Source organism: Ensifer sp. CCNWLY38, from assembly GCF_037120565.1.
Taxonomy (GTDB): domain Bacteria; phylum Pseudomonadota; class Alphaproteobacteria; order Rhizobiales; family Rhizobiaceae; genus Ensifer; species Ensifer adhaerens_H.
Genome location: NZ_JBBBBO010000005.1, coordinates 268,969 through 289,657, shown reverse-complemented (window position 1 = coordinate 289,657; position 20,689 = coordinate 268,969). Strand labels below are relative to the sequence as shown.

The following is a 20,689-nucleotide window of genomic DNA, read 5'->3' as shown; positions in this document are numbered from 1 at the left end:
TTCAGGGATCTAAGGTTTAAAGGAGAACACCAATGGCACACAAAAAAGCTGGCGGTTCGTCGCGTAACGGTCGCGATTCTGAGTCCAAGCGCCTTGGCGTGAAGAAGTTCGGCGGCGAAAACGTCGTTGCAGGCAACATCATCGTGCGCCAGCGCGGCACGAAGTGGCATCCGGGCGCCAATGTCGGCCTCGGTAAGGACCACACGATTTTTGCACTTACGGCCGGCAACGTGGACTTCCGTACGAAGGCCAATGGCCGCGTGTACGTGTCTGTAATGCCGAAAGCCGAAGCAGCGGAATAAGCCGGTAGCGCTCTAAAACAGCCGGCGTCTCATCGACCCGGCTGACGCACCTGATGGTTCCAAGCCAGACTTCAAAGGGGAGATGGGGCAATACCCAACTCCCCTTTTTCGTTTCTGGAGGAAACCATGCAAACCGAATTGTTGAGGGAAGACCAATCCCGGTCTCCCGAGCAGAGGCTGAGGCCCCAACGGTCAAGGACCGATTGCCCGATATTGTTGTCACCCCGGCTCGTTCTGCGCGCCCCCCATGAAGACGATATCGACGCCCTTGCCCATCTTGCCAACAATGCCAATGTCGCGACCATGGTCTCGCGCATGCCGCACCCGTATACGACGGCCGATGCCGCCGACTTCGTGCGACGCGCGAAAGCCGGCACGATTGGCAAGTGCGTCTACGCGATTACCAAGGCGGACAATGGCGCATTTCTCGGTTGCTGCGGTATCGAACCGCATCCCGACGGCAAGACGGCGGAACTCGGCTATTGGCTGGGCGAACCTTACTGGAACCAGGGTTATGCCACCGAGGCCGCACAGGTCCTGACCGACATGGCCTTCCGCACCCGCGACATCGACCAAATCGATGCGCGCTGCCGGGTCATGAACTTGGCATCCCGCCGGGTCATCCAGAAGTGCGGCTTCCAGTTTCAGGGAAGCGGCATGGTCGGCAGCCTGGCGCTCGGCGGCTCGATCGCCGTCGAGTGGTACCGGCTCGACCGCAAGACCTGGGTGTCCTTGAGAAGCTGGGGAGGCATGCGATGAACGCGCTCGTTTCCGAACGCCAGCGGATCATCGCCCGCCCCGGTCCCGGCCCCTGCCCGGTCATCGAGACCAAGCGTCTTGTGCTGCGCCCGCATCGGCGAAATGACGCCGAGGCGATCGCCCAGTCACTCGGCGATTTCCAGGTAGCGCGCATGCTTGCGCGCGTGCCGGCGCCCTACGACCTGCAGGACGCGCTCGACTGGCTGACGGCGCAGACCTCAGGCCTGACGCCCGACTGGACGCTCGCCATCACGTCAGGCGACGACGTGCACATCGGCTGCATTGGCATCGAGCTCAGGCACGGCCAATGGCATGTCGGCTACTGGCTGAACCGCTTCTACTGGGGCAAGGGTTTTGCCTCCGAGGCGGTCTATGCCGCGGTCGAACGCTTCTTCCGCCGCATGCCGGAAACGACGCTGCACTCCGGCGTCTTTGCCGACAATCCGGGGTCGTTGAAGGTGCAGGAGAAGATCGGCTTTAAGGTCACCGGTTGCACCCAGGTCTATGCGCTCGCCCGCAATGCGATGGTCGCGCATATCGAAACGCGACTGACGGCGGCGGATCTGCACCGACCGCATTGAAAGACATCCCCCGCGACGCTCGACTTCGCGGGGGATTTTTCATGAAAGCGTGAAGCCGACCGGCATGTGATCGGAGCCCTTGGCCTCATAATCCGTCCAGGCGTCCGTCAACCGCGGAACGAGGCCGGCGCTTAAGAAGCAATAGTCGAGATGCATGCGTTTTTCGGGGTTTTCGGGATGAATCCAGCTATAACTTTCCGGCGTCAGACGTTCGAGATGGGCAAGCGCGTCGACCGGATTCTCAAGCCGCAGCGAACGACCGTAGTAGGCGTCACGCGCACCGACCATGGCGTTGTATTCCAGCGTCTCCGGCTCCATGTTGAAATCGCCCATGACGACGAAATCCTCCGGGTGCGGCGGCTCGGCAAGGCCGAAATCGGCCGCCCCTGTAATCGCGCCGCCTTCGAGCGGATAGCCGAGTAACCGGTCCTTCAGGTAGCGGATCTGGGCGATGCGCTCGGCGGGAAACGCATGATCGAGATGCACGGAATAGACCCGGAGCGGACCATCAGGTGTCGCGATCAACGCTTCGGTCGCACCGCGCTGCAGGTTCATCGGGCTGATCGTGCGGGTGCGTGGCAGGGGGATCAGCCGCGTCGCAAGGATCGGCCAGCGCGACAGGATCATGTTGCCGAACTGAAAACGGCGGCTGACGGCGCGGCCATCTTCGACCGCCGAGCCGATGTCGATATCGCAGGGCGCGTGAAAGGCCGCGAAATGAGCCGGGAACAACTTTTCGAAGCGGGCGACGAGATCGACGTGATCGTTGCGATGAAAACCGCGCGTTACTTCCTGCAGCGCAATGATGTCGGCGTCCCCGATCGAGGCCGCGATGCGTTCGGGATCGAAGCGGCCGTCGAGACCGATACCGTATTGGATGTTGTAGCTGACGAACCGCACGATATTCTTTGACCTCCGAATAAACCGCCTATATCGATGGCGGCAAATTAAGACCGCGCACCTACACCGAACAGATGGCAGCCCAATGAAATTTCTCGACGAAACGAAAGTCTATATCCGCTCCGGCGACGGCGGCGCGGGCGCCGTCTCGTTCCGGCGCGAGAAGTTCATCGAGTTCGGTGGACCGGACGGAGGCGATGGCGGCCGCGGCGGCGATGTCTGGGTGGAGGCCGTCAACGGTCTCAACACCCTGATCGACTTCCGCTACCAGCAGCACTTCAAGGCCAAGACCGGCCAGCACGGCATGGGCCGCAACCGCACCGGCGCCGGCGGCGACGACGTGACGCTGAAGGTGCCGGTCGGCACCCAGATCTTCGAGGAAGACAACGAGACGCTGATCGTCGACATGGTGGCCGAGGGCCAGCGCTACCGGCTGGCCGCTGGCGGCAATGGCGGCTTCGGCAACGCCCGCTTCAAGTCGTCCACCAACCAGGCGCCGAACTGGGCCAATCCAGGCCTCGAAGGCGATGAGAAGACCCTCTGGCTGCGGCTGAAGCTGATCGCCGATGCCGGTCTCGTCGGCCTGCCGAACGCCGGCAAATCGACCTTCCTCGCCGCCTGCACCCGCGCACGTCCGAAGATCGCCAACTACCCCTTCACGACGCTGCATCCCAATCTCGGCGTCGCGACCATTGACGGCAACGAATTCATCATCGCCGATATCCCGGGTCTGATCGAAGGCGCGCATGAGGGTGTGGGCATCGGCGACCGCTTCCTCGGCCATGTCGAACGCACCCGCGTGCTGCTGCATCTGGTGTCCGCCCAGGAAGAAGATGTCGCCAAGGCCTATAAGACGGTGAAGTACGAGCTCGAAGCCTATGGCGGCGGCCTCGAGGACAAGCCGCAGATCGTCGCGCTGTCGCAGATCGACGTGCTCGACGAGGACGAATTGAAGGTGAAGGCCAAGGCGCTGGCAAAGGCCTGTGGCGAACAGCCCCTTCTGCTCTCCGCCGCCGTCGGAAAGGGCATGACCGAGGCGCTGAGGGCGCTGCGCAGCGTCATCGTCGCCGCCAAGGCTGGTGAAGGCTTCGGCGAGGAGAACCTCTAAGATGACCAAGACCCGCAAGCCGCTTTTGAAGTATCGCCGGGTCGTCATCAAGATCGGGTCGGCATTGCTGGTCGACCGCGCCACCGGGCTGAAGAAAGCCTGGCTCGACGCGATGTGCACCGATATCGCCAATCTCAAGGCCAAGGGCGTCGAAGTGCTGGTCGTCTCCTCGGGCGCGATCGCGCTCGGCCGCACCGTGCTCAATGTGCCTGCGGGCGCGCTCAAACTGGAAGAAAGCCAGGCGGCCGCCGCCGTCGGCCAGATCGCGCTGGCGCGCGCCTGGTCGGAGAGCCTCTCGACCGATGCGATCGTCGCTGGCCAGGTGCTGCTGACGCTCGGCGACACCGAAGAGCGCCGCCGTTATCTCAACGCCCGCGCCACCATCAACCAGTTGCTGAAGCTCGGCGCCGTGCCGATCATCAACGAGAACGACACGGTCGCAACGACCGAAATCCGCTATGGCGACAATGATCGCCTCGCCGCCCGCGTCGCCACCATGGTCGGCGCCGACCTTCTGGTGCTGCTCTCCGATATCGACGGGCTCTATACCGCCCCGCCACATCTCGACCCGAACGCCCAGTTCCTCGAAACGATCGCCGAGATCACGCCTGAGATCGAGGCCATGGCCGGTGGTGCGGCGTCCGAACTTTCGCGCGGCGGCATGCGCACCAAGATCGATGCCGGCAAGATCGCGACGACCGCCGGCTGTGCCATGATCATCGCGTCGGGCAAGCCCGACCATCCGCTCGCCGCGATCGAGGAAGGCGCCCGCTCCTCCTGGTTTGCCCCGTCGGGCTCGCCGGTGACCGCGCGCAAGACCTGGATTGCCGGGCAATTGCTGCCGGCCGGAACGCTCAGCGTCGACGCCGGCGCCGAAGAGGCGCTGCGCTCTGGCAAGAGCCTGCTGCCGGCCGGCGTTCGCAACGTCACCGGCAGCTTCAGCCGCGGCGATACCATCGCTATTCTCGGCACATCGGGCCGCGAGATCGCCCGAGGGCTTGCCGGCTACGACGCCGACGAGGCGCGCCAGATCGCCGGCAAGAAATCGGCCGAGATCGCCGCGATCCTCGGCTATGCCGGCCGCGCCGCCATGGTGCACCGCGACGATATGGTGATGACCGGAAAACGCGCCCAAGAAGAGGGCAGTCGGAAGGATGAGGTCCATGCTTGACGAGGTGAAGAACAAGGACGACGTCGAGAGCGTCATGCTGGAAATTGGCCGCAGAGCCAAGGCCGCCAGCCGACCGCTTGCCGTCGCCAGCGCCGAGCGCAAGCACGCGGCCCTCATCGCCATGGCTGATGCGATCGTCGCGCGCATGGACGAGATCCTGGCCGCCAACGCGATCGACCTCGAAAACGCCCGCGAAACCGGCGTCGCCAGCGCCTTCATCGACCGCCTGACGCTCAACGAAGGTCGCATCCGCGACATGGCGAACGGCATCCGCGCCATCGCCGAGTTCAAGGACCCGGTCGGCGACGTCATTGCCGAATGGGACCGGCCGAACGGCCTGCATATCGAGCGCGTGCGCACGCCGCTCGGCGTCATCGGCGTCATCTACGAAAGCCGGCCCAACGTGACGGCAGACGCCGGCGCGCTCTGCCTCAAGGCCGGCAATGCCGTGATCCTGCGCGGCGGCTCCGACAGCTTCCATTCCTCGGGCGCGATTCACGCCTGCCTCGTCGAAGGCCTCAAGGCCGCCGGCCTGCCGGAACATGCCATCCAGATGGTGCCGGTCGCCGATCGCGCCGCGGTCGGCGCCATGCTTTCGGGCCTCGCGGGCGCGATCGACGTGATCGTGCCACGCGGCGGCAAGAGCCTCGTTGCCCGCGTCCAGAACGAGGCACGCGTGCCGGTCTTTGCCCATCTCGAAGGCCTCTGCCACATCTATGTCGACGCTTCGGCCGACCTTGCCATGGCGGAAAAGATCGTCGTCAACGCCAAGATGCGCCGCACCGGCATCTGCGGTGCTGCCGAAACGCTGCTGATCGACCGCACCGACGCCGAGCGCCTGGTCAAGCCGCTGCTGAAGGCGCTGCTTGCCGCCGGCTGCGAAGTGCGTGTGTCGGATGAACTCGCAGGCTCAGTCGACGGGCTGAAGGCCGCGACCGACGAAGACTGGTCGACGGAGTACCTCGACGCCATCATTTCGGTTAAACTGGTCGACGGCATCTCGGGCGCCATCGAGCACATCGCCACCTGGTCGTCGGCCCATACGGAGGCCGTCATCGCCGAGGATGCTGCGGTGGTCGAGCGCTTCTTTGCGGAGATCGATTCCGCGATCCTCTTGCACAACGCCTCGACGCAGTTTGCCGATGGCGGCGAGTTCGGAATGGGCGGCGAGATCGGCATCGCGACGGGCAAGATGCACGCGCGCGGACCAGTCGGTGTCGAGCAACTGACCTCCTTCAAGTATCGGGTGCGTGGTGCTGGACAGGTCAGGCCCTGAAGTGACGGCGGGCAAGGTGAACGCCCGCTACCTGCGCATGCCCCATGTGGAGAGCGGCATGGTGGTCGGGCTCTTCGGCGGATCCTTCAATCCGCCGCACGAGGGCCATGTGCTGGTCGCCGACACCGCAATCCAGCGGTTGGGGCTCGACCAGCTCTGGTGGATGGTGACGCCCGGCAATCCGCTGAAAGACCACAACAATCTGGCGCCGCTCGCCGACCGCATCGCGATGAGCGAGAAGATCGCGCCCAACCCGCGCATCAAGGTGACCGCCTTCGAACAGGCGCTCGGCCAGAGCTACACCGCCCGCACGCTGGAGATGGTGCGCGCCCGCAATCGCGGTATTCGCTTCGTCTGGATCATGGGCGCCGACAACCTGAAGAGTTTTCACCGCTGGCAGAACTGGCAGAAGATCGCCCGCACCTTCCCGATCGCCGTCATCGACCGGCCGGGCTCGACGCTTGCCTATCTCTCCTCACGCATGGCCAGGACCTTCGACTATGCCCGCATCGACGAGGACGACGCCCGCCGTCTGGCCTATCACGCAGCCCCCGCCTGGACTTTCATCCATGGGCCGCGCTCATCGATGAGCTCGACCGCGCTTCGGGCGGCGAAGCCTACGTGAATTCCCATGATTCACTTCTCCTGTCTTGAAACCGCTACGGTTTGATGCCTACATTCACTAACGGTTCGATCTTTGTTCGAATCGATAGTGCCTGTTCTGTTCATGTGGAAAGGAAAGACCCTGACAACAGCACACGCCAAGGGATATGCGGTCTCCGCGTTCCCGCGCAGCACGGGATCTAGCGACGAAGCCGCTGTCCGTGCGCTTCAACTGGTCCTCGAAAGCCTAGAGGACTCGAAGGCAGAAGATATCGTCAGCATCAACATTGCCGGAAAATCGGCGCTGGGAGACTTCATGGTCGTTGTCTCCGGGCGATCGACGAGGCATGTGATGGCCATTGCCGATCACCTGACGACCGACCTGAAAGACGGGGGCTTTGGCAATGCCCGTGTCGAAGGTCTGGAAGGCGGTGACTGGGTGCTGATCGACACCGGCGATGTGATCGTTCACATCTTCCGGCCGGAGATCCGGGAGTTCTACAACATCGAGAGGATGTGGGCGGCTCCTGAGATCGAGGACGGCACCTTGCATTGAGACCGACCGGGTCGCCGCGCAGCTGAATGCCGGACGAGCCGAGATACGGTCATGCATGAATTTGAAGGGCTGGCGCCGCTCGCGGCGTTGTCAGCCGGAAGTTTGTTGCGACTGATCGTAACCTTTTGGGCTCGTTATCCGGACCAGGCGCGAACGACGCTGCAAGGCTCCATGGACGCGGCATAAGATTCTCCTTGAATCGACCCGATTTCAGGAACTATGCAGTGCGCGTTGCAGCGCAAGCGAGGACGGATAAGGTCATGCGTATCGGACTTTTCGCAGTCGGCCGCCTCAAGGCGGGGCCGGAAAAGGATCTCGCGGCCCGTTATCTCGATCGCTTTTCCAAGGCCGGTCCGGCAATCGGTCTGGAACTTTCCCGCGTCGTCGAAGTCAACGAAAGCCGTGCGTCGAATGCCGACACGCGCAAGCGGGAAGAAGCCTCCCAGCTTGAGAAGGCGCTTGCCGAAGGCAGCCTGCTCGTGCTTCTCGACGAACGTGGCAAGGCGCTCGATTCCGAAGGCTTGGCATCGCTCCTCGGTAACTTCCGCGACAGTGGCAAGCGTGACCTGATGATCGCGATCGGCGGCGCCGATGGCCTCGACCCGAGCCTTCACGCCCGCGCCGATGCGGTGCTCAACCTTGGAAAGATGACCTGGCCGCACCAGCTGGTGCGCATCCTGATCGCCGAGCAGCTTTACCGCGCCGTCACCATTCTCTCCGGCCACCCCTATCATCGGGTCTAGGCCAGGTGGGCCGTTTTCCGCGGGATCCTTCACCCGGCAACACGCACCGATAACGAGAATATGCTTGGTCGTGCGCGACAAATCAGATTAGGTTTTTTCTTCATATTTTCGGATGGACGCACGCGAACCGATGACGCCCCGCGGCAGGACCAGCGTTTTCAGCATGGGAAGAGACGACGCAGGACGGCTTGCCCGTAAAGCGGCGGCCTTTGCGCTCGCGCTGGCGATCGGCCTGCCGGCAGGCGCCCAGGAGGTCACGCCGCCCGGCGCCTCGATGGCCGGCCAGGAACAGGGGCCGCCCGATCCTGCCGCCGACCTCACCCTTCGCCGCAACAGCACGCGCAGCGAACTCGACGCACTGTCGAAGACCATCACGCTATCGCAAGAGCGCGCCAACGCGCTGACCGAGACCATCGCCGAGATCGACAAGACCAACGAGACGCTACGCGCTGCGATCGTCGATTCCGCCAAAAAGCGCCAGGGTCTTGAGCAACAGATCGTCGACGGCGAAAAGAAACTGAGTGATCTGCGAACCAAGGAGGACGCCGTCCGAAAGTCCCTGCACTCGCGCCGCGGGGTACTTGCCGAGGTTCTCGCCGCGCTGCAGCGGATGGGACGCAACCCGCCGCCGGCGATCCTGGTGACGCCGGAGGATGCGCTGTCGTCGGTGCGAAGCGCCATTCTGCTCGGCGCCGTCGTACCCGGTCTTCGCAAGGAAACCGAAAACCTGGTGGCCGACCTTAAGGCATTGGCCGACATTCGCGCCGGCATCGACCGGCAGCGTGAAGAGCTGACCGCGACGATGACGGCCAATGTCGAAGAAGAGCGCCGCATGTCGATGCTGGTCGCCGAAAAGGAGAAGCTGCGCCAGTCGAGCGCCAGCGAGCTCGCCGCCGAGCAGCGTAAGGCGCAGGAACTTGCCAGCCAGGCGACCAATCTCCAGGGCCTGATCGGCTCGCTCGAAAGCCAGATCGCCTCTGTTCGAGAGGCCGCAGAAGCAGCCCGCGCCCAGGAGCAAGAGCGCCTACGCATGAGCGAGGCCGAGCGCGAAGCGGCACGCGAATTGGCCCGCAACGCAGTGCCCGACAAAAACCGCATTGCGCCAGCATACGTGTTTTCGGAGCTGAGGAACAAGCTTGCCTATCCGGCCGCGGGATCGCTTTTGCGAAAGTTTGGTGATGCCGATGGCACGGGGCACTCCCTGCAAGGGATCATGCTGGAAACCAATCCCGGCGCGCTGGTGACTGCGCCGTCAGATGGCTGGATCGTCTATGCAGGCAATTTCCGCAGTTATGGGCAGATGATCATTCTCAATCCTGGTGACGGCTACCATGTGGTGCTGTCGGGCATGGAGACGGTGAGCGTGCAGACCGGACAATTTGTCGTGGCGGGTGAACCGCTGGCGACGATGGGCGCAAAAAGAGTCGCAAGTGCTGCGGCCTTGGCGCTGGAAACGGACCGGCCGACGCTTTACATTGAATTCCGAAAAGACGGAAAACCGGTTGATTCCCGACCATGGTGGACCGCAGCAGAGGTTGGAAAGGCGCGAAATGATACGTAGGGCTTCACTTGTTCTGGTCGGAGCGCTCATGGGCGCGACCGCGATGGGCGTGGTTTATTCGGCTGTCGTTCCGGCCGTCGCTGCCAACACTTCGACCTATCGCGAACTGGCAATTTTCGGCGACGTATTTGAACGCGTGCGCGCGCAATACGTGACGCCACCGCAGGACGACAAGCTGATCGAGAATGCCATCAATGGCATGCTCTCCTCGCTTGACCCGCATTCGAGCTACATGAACTCGGCCGACGCCGAGGACATGCGCACCCAGACCCGCGGTGAATTCGGCGGTCTCGGCATCGAAGTCACGATGGAAGACGACCTCGTCAAGGTGACGAGCCCGATCGACGACACGCCCGCAGCGCGCGCCGGTGTGCTTGCCGGCGACTTCATTTCGAAGATTGACGGTGCGGACGTTCGCGGCCTGAAGCTCGAAGACGCCGTTGAAAAGATGCGTGGCGCCGTCGGCACCCCGATCAAGCTGACGATCCTTCGCAAGGGCGCGGACAAGCCGATCGAACTGACGATCGTTCGCGACGTCATCGCCGTTCGCGCCGTCAAGTTCCGCACCGAAGGCGACGTCGGCTACCTGCGCGTCATCTCCTTCACCGAGAAGACCTATGACGACCTGAAGAAGGGCATCGAGAAGATCAAGGCGGAAGTGCCGGCCGACAAGCTCAAGGGCTACGTGCTCGACCTGCGCCTCAATCCGGGTGGCCTGCTCGACCAGGCGATCAACGTCTCCGACGCCTTCCTCGAGCGTGGCGAGGTCGTTTCGACCCGCGGCCGCAACCCGGACGAAACCCGCCGCTTCAACGCGACGCCGGGCGACCTGACCGATGGCAAGCCGGTGATCGTGCTCGTCAACGGCGGCTCCGCTTCCGCTTCGGAAATCGTCGCCGGCGCCCTGCAGGATCTGAAGCGTGCAACCGTTCTCGGCACGCGCTCCTTCGGCAAGGGTTCGGTCCAGACAATCATCCCGCTCGGCGAAGCCGGTGCGCTGCGTCTGACGACGGCGCTCTACTACACGCCGTCGGGCAAATCGATCCAGGGCACGGGTATCTCGCCCGACATCAAGGTCGAACAGCCGCTGCCGCCGGAACTGCTCGGCAAGGTCGAAGCGCAGGGCGAATCCGACCTGCGCGGTCACATCCAGGGTCAAAGCGAGACCGACGAAGGTTCGGGCTCGGTCGCCTATGTGCCGCCGGAAACGAAGGACGACCTGCAGCTCAACTACGCACTCGACCTGTTGCGTGGCAAGAAGACGGATCCGACCTTCCCGGCCAACCCGGAACAGGCGCAGCTCAAGAAGTAAGCCTGCAAGGTATGCAATTGAGAGCGCCGCGTGTTCGAAAGAACACGCGGCGCTCTGCATTTCAGGAGGGCGCATCCTCCGCCCAAGGCAGATGCACTGGTCAACGCGACACCGCTAAATTATAGGGGTACAGGCGCTGTCGCGGCCACTGATTCTCAGGCCACCGGCGCGCTGAGGGAAGAACAGGCGAAGCGTCTCAGCGCCGCCTCGCACTGCAGCGCCGCGCGTCCTGCTCGATGCGCAAAGGTCGCTGCAGCACTTTGAATTGCTGCGTGTTTTGTCCTTTGATCGACTGTGATCATAGGCGGGCGGGCAGAAGCGGCAACATCGCACAGATCGACCGAGGCTCCGTTTGGGAACTGATCTCAATGCCCCCCTGGGCCAGAACCGGCAGGTGAAGCCAGCGGCGAAGCGCAATCCCCGACGCATGCTCGGGTTCTCTTTTCTCGGCCTCTGTATTGCGTCGGTCGTCGGACTGTCACTTTGGGGCACCCTTGCGCCTGATGGGCTGAAGCGCGGTCAGGCCGAAACCGCGGCGAGCGAGAGCGCCAAGGGCGCTGGCGAGAAACCGCCGAAGGCGGAAAATGGCCAATCGGGCGCGGGCGGCACGATGAAGCCGGGAACCGCCTATTCCGGCGCCGACGTCGAACATACGCTCACCGATGACGGTTCCACCGTTACCACGTTTTCGCCGCGCAGCCGCGACGGCAAGGGCCCTGCCCTCATCAATGTCGGCCCGATCCGGGGCCAGGATCCGCGCATGGCGGCCATGCCCAATGACGATCTCCTGGAAGAGAGCCCCGCCGGGCGCCTGCCGACCACCGGTCCGGACGGGCTGCGCCCGATGGATCAATATGCGCGTCCCTGGTCCGGCGCGCGCGGCACCCGCATCGCGCTGGTGGTCGGCGGTCTCGGTCTCAGCCAGACCGGGACGCAGAAGGCGATCCGCGATCTGCCGGGCGAAGTGACGCTGGGCTTTGCTACCGCCGGAAACAGCCTGCAGCGCTGGATGCAGGAGGCCCGCCGAAGCGGCCATGAGATCCTGCTGCAGGTGCCGATGGAGCCGTTCGACTATCCGGCCAACGATCCCGGTCCCAACGCCTTGCGCATCGGTCTCGACGCCAAGAAGAACCTGACCGAACTGCACCAGAACCTCGCCGAGATCACCAATTACACCGGCATCATGAATTATCTCGGCGGCCGCTTCCTGTCGGATGCCGATGCGCTGGAGCCGGTCATGCGCGATCTCGGCAAGCGCGGCCTGCTATTCCTCGACGACGGTACCTCGGCGCAGTCGCTCTCCGGCAAGCTCGCCGATGCCTTCGATGTGCCGCATGGCTTTGCCGACCTGACACTCGACACCGAGCTCAGCCGCAGCGCGATCCTGAAGAAGCTCGACGAGCTCGAGCGTATTGCGCGCCGCAACGGCACGGCTATCGGTGTTGCCTCCGCCTTCGACGAAAGCGTCGGCGCGATTGCCTCCTGGATCGGCGAGGCACAGGGGCGCGGCATCGAGATCGTCGGCGTTTCCGCACTCGTCAAGGATCCGCAACAGAACTAGCTTACAGCCATCCCGACAGGATGATTTGACGATTGGAAAGAAGAGGCAGCCGATGAGCAAGGACAAGGGCAAACAACTGAGAGCGGAGGACCTTCCCTATCGTCCTTGCGTAGGGGTCATGGTGCTGAACAGCGCGGGTCTCGTCTGGGCCGGACATCGCATCGCCGTCGGCAATTCCGAATATGATGGCTCGCCGCAGCAATGGCAGATGCCGCAGGGCGGCATCGACAAGGATGAGGATCCGCTGAAGGCCGCCTATCGCGAACTCTACGAAGAAACCGGCATGCGCACAGTGTCGCTGCTCGCCGAAGCGCCGGGCTGGATCAACTACGATCTGCCCGAGCGCCTGATCGGCATCGGCCTTAAGGGCAAGTATCGCGGCCAGACACAGCGCTGGTATGCCTTCCGCTTCGAGGGCGAGGAGAGCGAGATCGCCATCAACCCGCCGCCGGGCGGGCACGATCCGGAATTCGACGCCTGGGAGTGGAAGCCGATGCGCGAATTGCCGAAGCTGATCGTGCCGTTCAAGCGCAAGGTCTACGAGGAGGTCGTCACGGTCTTCGCGCATCTCGCGCCGTAAGGCATGTGGCGCAAAAGTGCGCAGCCGTTCTCATTGACAAAAAAAGCCGGCGAGATCGCCGGCTTTTCTTTCAAATATTGCGCCGAACTCAGTCGGCTTCGGCCTCGTTGGCCGGGGCAGCGTTGAGCTGGCCGTATTTCTCTTCGCCGATCTTGTCGAGCAGCTCGAGCTGGGTTTCCAGGAAGTCGATGTGGCCTTCTTCGTCGGCGAGCAGTTCTTCGAAGAGCTTCATGGAGACATAGTCTCCGGCGGCATGACAGATGTCGCGCGACTTCTTGTAGGCGGTGCGGGCGTCGTATTCGCCGGCGAGGTCGGCCTTCAGCACTTCCTTGACGTTCTGGCCGATGCGCAGCGGTGCAACCGTCTGCAGGTTGGGGTGGCCTTCAAGGAAGATGATGCGCGCGACGAGCTTGTCGGCATGCTGCATCTCCTCGATGGATTCCGCGCGCTCCTTCTTGGCGAGAAGCGTGTAACCCCAGTCTTCGAGGAGGCGGTAGTGCAGCCAATACTGGTTGACGGCACCGAGTTCGAGATAGAGCGCTTCGTTAAGCTGCTCGATGACTTTTTTGTCGCCTTTCAAGATCCGCCCTCCGATTATCCTCATGGAATTGTTTGAGGCGGGTCATGAAATCAAATATCTCGGCGTCCGTCGAGTCGCGGTGCGCGTGATATTGCTCGGTGGTGCGGATGATGATGTCGACGACATTGGGGAAACAGCCGCAGCAACGGCCGCGTTTTTCCATCGCGTGATAGACTTTTGCCGGCACGATCAGCTGCCAACAGTCCTCGTCGAGGAGGCCGACAATCGTGTCCTCGATCTCTTTTTCCGTGATGAAATTGCAGCTGCAAACCAGCATGTCGTCTCGCCTGTCGTACGCAACGCCCTGTATTGGCGCATAAAGCAAAACAGGACATTTAGTGTCAACTAAAAACTCCGCGAGCGGAAGTTGCAGGTCGATTAGAACGACTCTAAACTTGATAAAAAGCTTCGTCTTTTCAGAATTTTAGAGGAACATGAACGACTATTCTTGTAGACCAGAGGTCGATCATGCCGCGCGTCTCCTGCGACATTTTTACACACCACAGACGCTACCCTACTATGAAGAGCCCGACTGTGGCCTCCACACGTGATGATCCGGACCGTTCCGGACCTAGGTAAGTCGATCTGCTTTTTCCTCGAAAGGCCCACCCGGCTGCCCGTTGAAGCAGCGCGGGTCGGAGCCCTGCCTTCAATGGAAATTGCGCCCCTTCGGCATCACGTCCGCTACCTCGGCCGTCGTCTGCTCCGGGCTGCCACCGGAACGCCGCGCTGCGGCCGGGCGCAGATCTCCCTGCGCCTTCTTCTCGCGCGCGTCGCCGGTCGGCCTCAGTGCTTCATCGGCACGGTCGCTTGCGCCGAACCGCCGCGTCTCTGTGCGCAACAGTCCCAGCATCGGCGTGATGTCTTCGATGTGTTCGGCAACCACATGGATGACGCTGCTTTCGCGCTGCAGCCGGCCGCGGATCTTGACCAGCCGCGCGCCCATGACCACCGACCGATAGGTCGCAAACACCTTCGGCCAGACGATCGCATTGGCAACGCCGGTTTCGTCCTCGATCGTCATGAAGATCACCCCCTTGGCGGAGCCCGGACGCTGGCGAACGAGCACCAACCCGGCGACCGTTATCCGCCGCCCGACCGGGGCGGTCGCAAGCGTGCGGCTGGTGACGATGCCCTTCTCGGAAAGCGCCTCTCGCAGGAAGGAGACCGGATGCGCCTTGAGCGAGAAGGAGAGATAACGATAGTCGTTGATCACCTGCTCGCCCGGCAGCATCTCCGGCAGGACCATCACCGGTTCCGGCCGCAATTCCTCCCTCGCTGCGCCTTCGAAGAGCGGTAGCCTTTCGGCAGCGCTCTTTTCGTCCAGCGCCTTCACCGCCCAGAGCGCCTTGCGGCGATCGAGCCCGATCGAACGGAAAGCGTCCGCATCGGCGAGCCTTTCGAGCGCGGAGCGGGAGAGACCCGAGCGCAGCCAGAGGTCACGCACCGTCCCGTAACCGGTACCCCGGTTGGCGACGAGTTTCTTCTCGATCTCTTCTTGGTTCAGCCCCTTGATCGAATTGAAGCCGAGACGCATCGCCTTGCCAGTCTTGATCACGTCCTCCATTTCGCGATGACGCGGCTCGATGGCACCCTTATCGAGGCCACCCTCTTCGAGATCGGCATCCCAGACCGAATGGTTGATGTCGACGGGACGCACCCGGACCCCATGCTCGCGCGCGTCGCGCACCAGTTGCCCGGGCGCGTAAAAGCCCATCGGCTGCGAGTTCAGGAGTGCCGCGCAGAAGACATCCGGGTAATAGGTCTTCAGCCAGGAGGAGACATAGACCAAGAGCGCGAAGGACGCGGCATGACTCTCGGGAAAACCGTATTCGCCGAAACCTTCGATCTGCTTGAAACAACGCTCGGCAAAGTCCCTGTCATAGTTATTCTTGACCATGCCTTCGATCATCTTCTCGTGGAAGGTATGGATCGTGCCGGTGCGCTTGAAGGTCGCCATGGCACGCCGTAGCCGGTCAGCCTCGCTGGGCGAGAAACCGGCGGCGGTGATGGCGATCTGCATCGCCTGCTCCTGGAAGAGCGGTACGCCGAGCGTTCGCTCCAGGACCACCTTTAGTTCGGGGCTCGGATATTCGATGGGTATCCTGAGATCTCGCTGCTCCCGCCGTTTCAGATAGGGATGCACCATGTTGCCCTGGATCGGCCCGGGCCGGACGATCGCCACCTCGATGACGAGATCATAGAAGATGCGCGGCCTCAACCGCGGCAGCATGCTCATCTGCGCCCGACTCTCGATCTGGAAGACGCCGATCGTATCGGCGCGGCAGATCATGTCGTAGACGTCCTTCTGGTCATCCTTGAAGAGTTGATGCAGGTTCTTCCGCTCGCCGTAATGCCGGTCGAGCAGCTCGAAGGCGCGGGCGATGCAGGTGAGCATGCCGAGCGCCAGCACGTCGATCTTCAGGATCTTCAGCGTGTCGAGATCGTCCTTGTCCCACTCGATCATGTAGCGGTCGGGCATTGCCGTGTTCATGATCGGCACGACCTCGTCGAGCCGGTCGCGGGTAATGACGAAGCCGCCGACATGCTGGGAGAGGTGACGCGGGAAGCTCATCAGTTCCGTGGCATAATCGAGCACCCGGACAGTCGTCGGGTCCTTTGTGTCTAGACCCGCAGCCTGCGCCTCGCGCTCGGAAAGGTCGGCCACCGACCAGCCCCAGACCGAACCGGCCAGCGCCGACTGCACATCCTCGGAAAAGCCGAAGGCCTTGGCGGTCTCACGGCCGGCCGAGCGCGCCCGGTAGCTGATGACGGCCGCCGTCAGCCCCGCATGCTCCCTGCCGTAGGTGCGGTAGATATGCTGGATCACCTCTTCCCGCTTCTCGTGCTCGAAATCGACGTCGATATCCGGCGGCTCGTCTCGCTCGGTCGAGAGGAAGCGATCGAAGAGCAGGGTGGTCGAAAGCGGGTCGACCTCGGTAATGCGCAGGCAATAGCAGACGGTGGAATTCGCCGCCGAACCGCGCCCCTGGCAGAGGATATGCACGCTGCGCGCAAACTGCATGATATTGCGCACCGTCAGGAAGTAGGGCTCGTAACGCTTGCTGGCGATCAACTCGAGTTCGTATTCGATCTGCTTGGAAACCTTCTGCGAAATGCCATCCGGATAGCGCTCGTGCGCACCTTCCATCGTCAGCCGCCGTAGGGTCTGCGTCGGCGTCTCGCCAGCAATGCTTTCGTCCGGATACTGATATTCGAGATCAGACAGCGAGAACTTCAGCCTCCCAAAGAAGTGCCCGGTATTGGCGATCGCTTCCGGATAGTCGTGGAAGATGCGCGCCATTTCCTCAGGCGTCTTCAGATGCCGCTCGGCATTGGCGTGCAGCCGATAGCCGGCCGTGGCGATCGTCACATGCTCGCGGATAGCGGTGACGACATCGGCAAGCGGCCGGCGGTTGGCGGCATGAAACAGCGGACTGTTGGTGGCGACGAGCTTCACCGCCGCATGGCGGGCGATGGTCGCAAGCCCGGCAAAGGCAAGCTGGTCGAAGCCGTCATAACGCGGTACCAGCGCCAGATAGAGCCGACCCGAGAAATGCGGCTTCAGGCGTTTGAGAAAATCGGCAAGCAGGGTTGCCTCCGGCGCGCCGATCACCGGGTCCGGCACCACCGCGAGCAGCAGGTCCTCGCCCCATTCGATGAGATCGGATTCGTAGAGCGTACAGGTGCCCTTCTTGGCCCGCAGGTTTCCGGCACTCAGCATCCGGCAGAGATTGCCCCAGCCGCGGCGATTGCAGGGATAGGCGAGCACATCGGGCAGATCTTCCGCAAAGGAGAGCCGCGCGCCAGGCTGGAAGGCGTATTTCTCCACCTTGGCCTGCGCATGCGCGCGCACCACACCGGCAACCGTGTTGCGGTCGGCAATGCCAAGCCCACCAATACCGAGGCGGCTCGCCGCAACCACCATCTCGCCCGGATGGGACGCGCCTTCGAGGAAGGAGAAATTCGACCAGGCGCCGATCTCGAAATAGGGGGTGCTCATGCGAAGACTCCATGCATAAACCAGCGCGGCGGGGTGCTGGCGCCATAATGGCCCTCGCGAAACAGCCAGAACCGCCGGCCGCGTTCGTCTTCGACCCGGAAATAATCGCGCTCCATCGCCGGCTCGCCATCGAGCCACCACTCGCCGGCAATCCGCTCCGGCCCTTCGGCGCGCGCGATGCGGTGCAGCGTGCGCCGCCAGCGGAAGCTTCGGGGCGGCCCCTCCGGTACCTCGGCCACCGCCTCTACCGGTTCGGGGCTTGGAAAGAGCCGCTGCGGCCGGGCCGCCGCGGCGAGCAGCGGCGCCGGGATGTTCTCCACTCCCTGGGCCTTGCTCATGAGCCCCAGGTCCGTGAGTGGGCGGAAACTTGCCGCCCGCTCCGGCACATGGCTTTCCGAGAGAGTCGGTACCAGCAGGCTCTCCGCCCCGAACCTTGCCATCACCCGGTCGGCAAAGGCGGCAAGCGGACGCACGCGATCCGGCGTGCCGGAAAAATCCTCCTGCATCACTTCGTATTTTTCGCTCTTCGGCACCGAGAGCCTGAGGATCTCGAAACCGAAGCCCGCATCAAGATCCTCGTGCACCGCCTGCAGCCGTTCGCGGAAAAGACCGGCGACACGCCGCGGCTCGTTGAGCGGCGAGGATGTACCGGCGGCGATGCGGAAGACGGCACCATCGACGCGAAAGAGCAGAAGCTCGAACAGCCGTCCGCCTTGCCCACGCTTTTCCAGTTCCGGTTTCAGCCGCATCGCCAGCTCTTCCGTCAGGCCGAGAATATCGCCTTCGCCCTGGACCGGTTCGCCGAGACGGCGCTCGGCCGAAAGGGCGGCGACCGGCAGCCGTGGCGACAGTGGTTCGTCCTCCCGTCCCAGTGCCTGATCGAGGCGCAGAAGCAGGGTTGCGCCGAACCGCCGGGCAAGCGGTGCGCGCGGCGCCTCGATGATGTCGCCGATCTGCTTGAGCCCGACCCGGCCAAGCGTTTCGATCGTCTCCTGCGGCAGCCGGAGCGCCGCCATCGGCAGCGGCGCCAGCACCCGCGCCGCCTCGTCCGGGGCGAGAATGCCGTCGGAGCCGAAACGCGCCACCGCCCAGGAAAGACCGGCGGACGAGGAGATCGCCGCCCGGGCCTCGACCCCTAAGTGAAAGAGGCGGGCAAGCAGATCGTCGAGCAGCGCCTTTTCTCCACCGAGGAGATGGGCGCAGCCGGTGATATCGAGAAAGAGACCGCTGTCACCATCGAGCGCGACGAGCGGCGTATAGCGGCAACACCAATCCGCAAGCCCTTCAAGCAGAGCCCGGTCGGCGGCGGGATCGGCCGGCAGCACGTCGATCTCGGGACACATGGCCCGTGCTTCGGCAACGCCCTGGCCAATGTGAAACCCACATTTCTCGGCGAAACCATCGAGGGCGACGAGGCGCATCGCGCTCTTCACCTTGTCGGCGAAGACGACGGGCGGATGCTCAGGACGCCCGCGGGAAAGCCACGAGTTCCCCCAGCGTTTGCGCGCGACCCGATCGGCCGGAAGATGCGGAAAGGCGAGCGACAGAATGCGCTGGTTCTGGATCTGCCGCAGCAGCGGCTGGTAGGGGCTCGACGGGGTAAAGGCGGCGGTCATGGGGATTCCACTCCAGCAGGAAGCCGAGCGGCGCAGGAGCTCTGCTCTTCTCGGCGATGACATGAAAGACGGGATGGCCGATGCTGCCGCGAAGCATCGATCCATCCGGTAGGGGACGCTCGCGCGCCGGCGCCGGCTCGACGAGGAAGCGGAAGAAGGCGCTGCTGGCCTCCTCGTGCCCGGACTGGCGCAGGAGCAGAAGGGGGACGTGGCCGGCGCGTGAGCGCACGTGCAGGCGCCGGCTTTCGCTGAGCGCAAGGGCGCCAGGATTGCCGCGAATTTCGAGAATGACAGCGCAGAAGCTCGGGACGGAAAGGGCGGCTTCAGCGATCCACAGCGCGTCCTTTACCGTTCGCGGCAGGCTGAAGACGAGGCCACGGACATCGAGCCCATAGGCCTTGAGACCCAATCCATAGGGCATGCCCGCCTCGTTGGAAGCCTTCGACTGGCTGATCCAGAGAACCGGAGCTGCCGGCTCACCCTTTTCGAGCCGCGCCTGCTGGCAGAGCACGCTGAGTGCCGCGGCAAAACCGGCGGCAGCACCAGCATCGCGCGTCTCGGCATTGCGGATTTCCGTCATGCCCTCGAGCGGTAGGCCGCCTTCGAGAAGGTCGTCCAGATCCGCTACGCCGAGCGCAAGCGCTCGGCGGCCGGGTTCATCTTCCTCGCGTTGACGGAAGCCGCCGGGATCGGCCGCCTTGGCGGCTCGCACGACGCCCGGAAGCCGACGGTTTTCGATCCTGGCTATGGTCTCTCGGAGCGAAAGTACCGTCTCCCGCTCCACGGCTTTGTCGACCATGACGGTCAACTCCCATCATAAATGTTCATGTTATGTTCTATTAGATTCCAGAGCTTCCTAAATGAGTCAACAGCCAATTCTAAGAATTTATTCCTGTGCCTATACCCGCGGAATTCAACACTCGAAAAACACTGGCAAAATCGCTATATGGAGGGCAACAAGGAGTGCCTATGGCCCGCATTGACCAGACCGATGATTGGCGGGAACGCCACGCACCGACGCTTACCACCTTCGAACAGCTCGCGCTGGAAGCCTACGGCCACCTGCCGCAGGAATTCCGCCAGCTGACGACCGACCTCGTCATCGAAGTTGCCGATTTCCCGAGCGATGACGTGTTTGAGGATATGGCACTGGAAACGCCCTTCGACCTGCTTGGCCTTTTCGAAGGCCGCGGCATCGGCGAGCGCTTCACCATGGAAACCGGCCAGTTTCCGAACCGCATCACCCTCTATCGCCGCCCGATCATCGATTATTGGGCAGAGAACGAAGAGACGCTGGGCGACATCATCACCCATGTGCTGATCCACGAGATCGGCCACCACTTCGGCCTCTCCGACGACGACATGGAGCGGATCGAGGCGAGCGTCGAGCACGTCGGCGGCTGACAAGCTCACCGTTTCGCTTTGCCCCTCATCCGGCCTGCCGGCCACCTTCTCCCCGCAAGCGGGGCGAAGGAAA

General features: G+C 63.2%; 20 protein-coding genes. 14 read left to right on the top strand and 6 right to left on the bottom strand.

Annotation, left to right across the window (positions count from 1 at the left end; all coding sequences use genetic code 11):
- Positions 1–32 precede the first annotated feature (32 nt).
- The 3 genes from rpmA (at position 33) to V7S54_RS13400 (ending at position 1,642) form a co-directional block, all read left to right on the top strand.
- Positions 33–302 (top strand): 50S ribosomal protein L27, encoded by a 270-nt coding sequence (gene rpmA / locus V7S54_RS13410; protein ID WP_037470908.1) that lies wholly within the window; start codon positions 33–35, stop codon positions 300–302.
- Between the two features lie 126 nt (positions 303–428).
- Positions 429–1,061 (top strand): GNAT family N-acetyltransferase, encoded by a 633-nt coding sequence (locus tag V7S54_RS13405; protein ID WP_034802649.1) that lies wholly within the window; start codon positions 429–431, stop codon positions 1,059–1,061.
- On the top strand, positions 1,058–1,642 hold the full coding sequence (locus V7S54_RS13400) for a GNAT family N-acetyltransferase (protein ID WP_065374138.1): 585 nt from the start codon (positions 1,058–1,060) through the stop codon (positions 1,640–1,642). The genes V7S54_RS13405 and V7S54_RS13400 overlap by 4 nt, the downstream gene beginning before the upstream one ends.
- Before the next feature lie 39 nt (positions 1,643–1,681).
- Here V7S54_RS13400 and V7S54_RS13395 read toward each other — a convergent pair whose 3' ends face one another.
- A complete protein-coding gene (locus V7S54_RS13395) occupies positions 1,682–2,542 on the bottom strand; it encodes an endonuclease/exonuclease/phosphatase family protein (protein ID WP_065374137.1) in 861 nt (286 codons plus the stop codon).
- An 85-nt stretch (positions 2,543–2,627) separates the two neighbouring features.
- Between V7S54_RS13395 and obgE the strand changes: the two genes are divergently transcribed.
- From obgE to V7S54_RS13345, 10 genes are all read left to right on the top strand, one after another.
- Positions 2,628–3,650, top strand: a complete 1,023-nt coding sequence (gene obgE, locus V7S54_RS13390) for a GTPase ObgE (RefSeq protein WP_057254966.1) — start codon at positions 2,628–2,630, stop codon at positions 3,648–3,650.
- 1 nt (position 3,651) lies between these two features.
- On the top strand, positions 3,652–4,821 hold the full coding sequence (gene proB, locus V7S54_RS13385) for a glutamate 5-kinase (protein ID WP_065374136.1): 1,170 nt from the start codon (positions 3,652–3,654) through the stop codon (positions 4,819–4,821).
- Positions 4,814–6,097, top strand: coding sequence for a glutamate-5-semialdehyde dehydrogenase (locus V7S54_RS13380; protein ID WP_065374135.1), 1,284 nt, complete (start codon positions 4,814–4,816; stop codon positions 6,095–6,097). Before proB ends, V7S54_RS13380 begins: the two co-directional genes overlap by 8 nt.
- 16 nt (positions 6,098–6,113) lie before the next feature.
- Positions 6,114–6,722, top strand: coding sequence for a nicotinate-nucleotide adenylyltransferase (locus tag V7S54_RS13375; RefSeq protein WP_141679380.1), 609 nt, complete (start codon positions 6,114–6,116; stop codon positions 6,720–6,722).
- A 102-nt stretch (positions 6,723–6,824) separates the two neighbouring features.
- Positions 6,825–7,256 (top strand): ribosome silencing factor, encoded by a 432-nt coding sequence (gene rsfS / locus V7S54_RS13370; protein WP_057254963.1) that lies wholly within the window; start codon positions 6,825–6,827, stop codon positions 7,254–7,256.
- Positions 7,257–7,516: 260 nt separating this feature from the next.
- The gene (gene rlmH, locus V7S54_RS13365) at positions 7,517–7,999 is read left to right on the top strand and encodes a 23S rRNA (pseudouridine(1915)-N(3))-methyltransferase RlmH (protein ID WP_065374134.1); all 483 of its coding nucleotides are present in this window, start codon (positions 7,517–7,519) and stop codon (positions 7,997–7,999) included.
- Between the two features lie 163 nt (positions 8,000–8,162).
- Positions 8,163–9,560, top strand: coding sequence for a murein hydrolase activator EnvC family protein (locus tag V7S54_RS13360; RefSeq protein WP_058321706.1), 1,398 nt, complete (start codon positions 8,163–8,165; stop codon positions 9,558–9,560).
- Positions 9,550–10,872: a S41 family peptidase gene (locus V7S54_RS13355; protein ID WP_065374133.1), complete on the top strand. Its 1,323-nt coding sequence runs from the start codon at positions 9,550–9,552 to the stop codon at positions 10,870–10,872. The genes V7S54_RS13360 and V7S54_RS13355 overlap by 11 nt, the downstream gene beginning before the upstream one ends.
- A 352-nt stretch (positions 10,873–11,224) precedes the next feature.
- Positions 11,225–12,433, top strand: a complete 1,209-nt coding sequence (locus tag V7S54_RS13350) for a divergent polysaccharide deacetylase family protein (RefSeq protein WP_065374132.1) — start codon at positions 11,225–11,227, stop codon at positions 12,431–12,433.
- A 52-nt stretch (positions 12,434–12,485) separates the two neighbouring features.
- Complete coding sequence (locus V7S54_RS13345) at positions 12,486–13,013, top strand: RNA pyrophosphohydrolase (RefSeq protein WP_065374131.1); 528 nt, start codon at positions 12,486–12,488, stop codon at positions 13,011–13,013.
- Between the two features lie 88 nt (positions 13,014–13,101).
- On the opposite strand, the gene bfr is transcribed toward V7S54_RS13345, so the two are convergent.
- The 5 genes from bfr to V7S54_RS13315 all read right to left on the bottom strand — a co-directional run bounded on the left by bfr (position 13,102) and on the right by V7S54_RS13315 (position 20,011).
- On the bottom strand, positions 13,102–13,593 hold the full coding sequence (bfr, locus tag V7S54_RS13340) for a bacterioferritin (protein WP_034802698.1): 492 nt from the start codon (positions 13,591–13,593) through the stop codon (positions 13,102–13,104).
- Complete coding sequence (locus V7S54_RS13335; protein ID WP_065374130.1) at positions 13,559–13,870, bottom strand: (2Fe-2S)-binding protein; 312 nt, start codon at positions 13,868–13,870, stop codon at positions 13,559–13,561. Before V7S54_RS13335 ends, bfr begins: the two co-directional genes overlap by 35 nt.
- 372 nt (positions 13,871–14,242) lie before the next feature.
- On the bottom strand, positions 14,243–17,596 hold the full coding sequence (locus V7S54_RS13325; protein WP_065374129.1) for an error-prone DNA polymerase: 3,354 nt from the start codon (positions 17,594–17,596) through the stop codon (positions 14,243–14,245).
- Entirely contained in the window at positions 17,593–19,017 is a 1,425-nt protein-coding gene (locus V7S54_RS13320; RefSeq protein WP_065374128.1) for a Y-family DNA polymerase, read from the bottom strand. Before V7S54_RS13320 ends, V7S54_RS13325 begins: the two co-directional genes overlap by 4 nt.
- Before the next feature lie 40 nt (positions 19,018–19,057).
- Entirely contained in the window at positions 19,058–20,011 is a 954-nt protein-coding gene (locus V7S54_RS13315; RefSeq protein WP_065374127.1) for an ImuA family protein, read from the bottom strand.
- Between the two features lie 170 nt (positions 20,012–20,181).
- Between V7S54_RS13315 and V7S54_RS13310 the strand changes: the two genes are divergently transcribed.
- The gene (locus tag V7S54_RS13310; RefSeq protein WP_065374126.1) at positions 20,182–20,616 is read left to right on the top strand and encodes a metallopeptidase family protein; all 435 of its coding nucleotides are present in this window, start codon (positions 20,182–20,184) and stop codon (positions 20,614–20,616) included.
- The last annotated feature ends 73 nt before the right edge of the window (positions 20,617–20,689 follow it).

Coding starts and splice junctions, on each gene's coding strand:
- V7S54_RS13345 (WP_065374131.1), top strand. CDS start 12,486: ATGAGCAAGGACAAGGGCAAACAACTGAGAGCGGAGGACCTTCCCTAT.
- V7S54_RS13355 (WP_065374133.1), top strand. CDS start 9,550: ATGATACGTAGGGCTTCACTTGTTCTGGTCGGAGCGCTCATGGGCGCG.
- rsfS (WP_057254963.1), top strand. CDS start 6,825: ATGTGGAAAGGAAAGACCCTGACAACAGCACACGCCAAGGGATATGCG.
- proB (WP_065374136.1), top strand. CDS start 3,652: ATGACCAAGACCCGCAAGCCGCTTTTGAAGTATCGCCGGGTCGTCATC.
- V7S54_RS13380 (WP_065374135.1), top strand. CDS start 4,814: ATGCTTGACGAGGTGAAGAACAAGGACGACGTCGAGAGCGTCATGCTG.
- rlmH (WP_065374134.1), top strand. CDS start 7,517: ATGCGTATCGGACTTTTCGCAGTCGGCCGCCTCAAGGCGGGGCCGGAA.
- V7S54_RS13315 (WP_065374127.1), bottom strand. CDS start 20,011: ATGGTCGACAAAGCCGTGGAGCGGGAGACGGTACTTTCGCTCCGAGAG.
- V7S54_RS13325 (WP_065374129.1), bottom strand. CDS start 17,596: ATGAGCACCCCCTATTTCGAGATCGGCGCCTGGTCGAATTTCTCCTTC.
- V7S54_RS13405 (WP_034802649.1), top strand. CDS start 429: ATGCAAACCGAATTGTTGAGGGAAGACCAATCCCGGTCTCCCGAGCAG.
- V7S54_RS13400 (WP_065374138.1), top strand. CDS start 1,058: ATGAACGCGCTCGTTTCCGAACGCCAGCGGATCATCGCCCGCCCCGGT.
- V7S54_RS13360 (WP_058321706.1), top strand. CDS start 8,163: ATGGGAAGAGACGACGCAGGACGGCTTGCCCGTAAAGCGGCGGCCTTT.
- V7S54_RS13320 (WP_065374128.1), bottom strand. CDS start 19,017: ATGCGCCTCGTCGCCCTCGATGGTTTCGCCGAGAAATGTGGGTTTCAC.
- V7S54_RS13310 (WP_065374126.1), top strand. CDS start 20,182: ATGGCCCGCATTGACCAGACCGATGATTGGCGGGAACGCCACGCACCG.
- obgE (WP_057254966.1), top strand. CDS start 2,628: ATGAAATTTCTCGACGAAACGAAAGTCTATATCCGCTCCGGCGACGGC.
- rpmA (WP_037470908.1), top strand. CDS start 33: ATGGCACACAAAAAAGCTGGCGGTTCGTCGCGTAACGGTCGCGATTCT.
- V7S54_RS13335 (WP_065374130.1), bottom strand. CDS start 13,870: ATGCTGGTTTGCAGCTGCAATTTCATCACGGAAAAAGAGATCGAGGAC.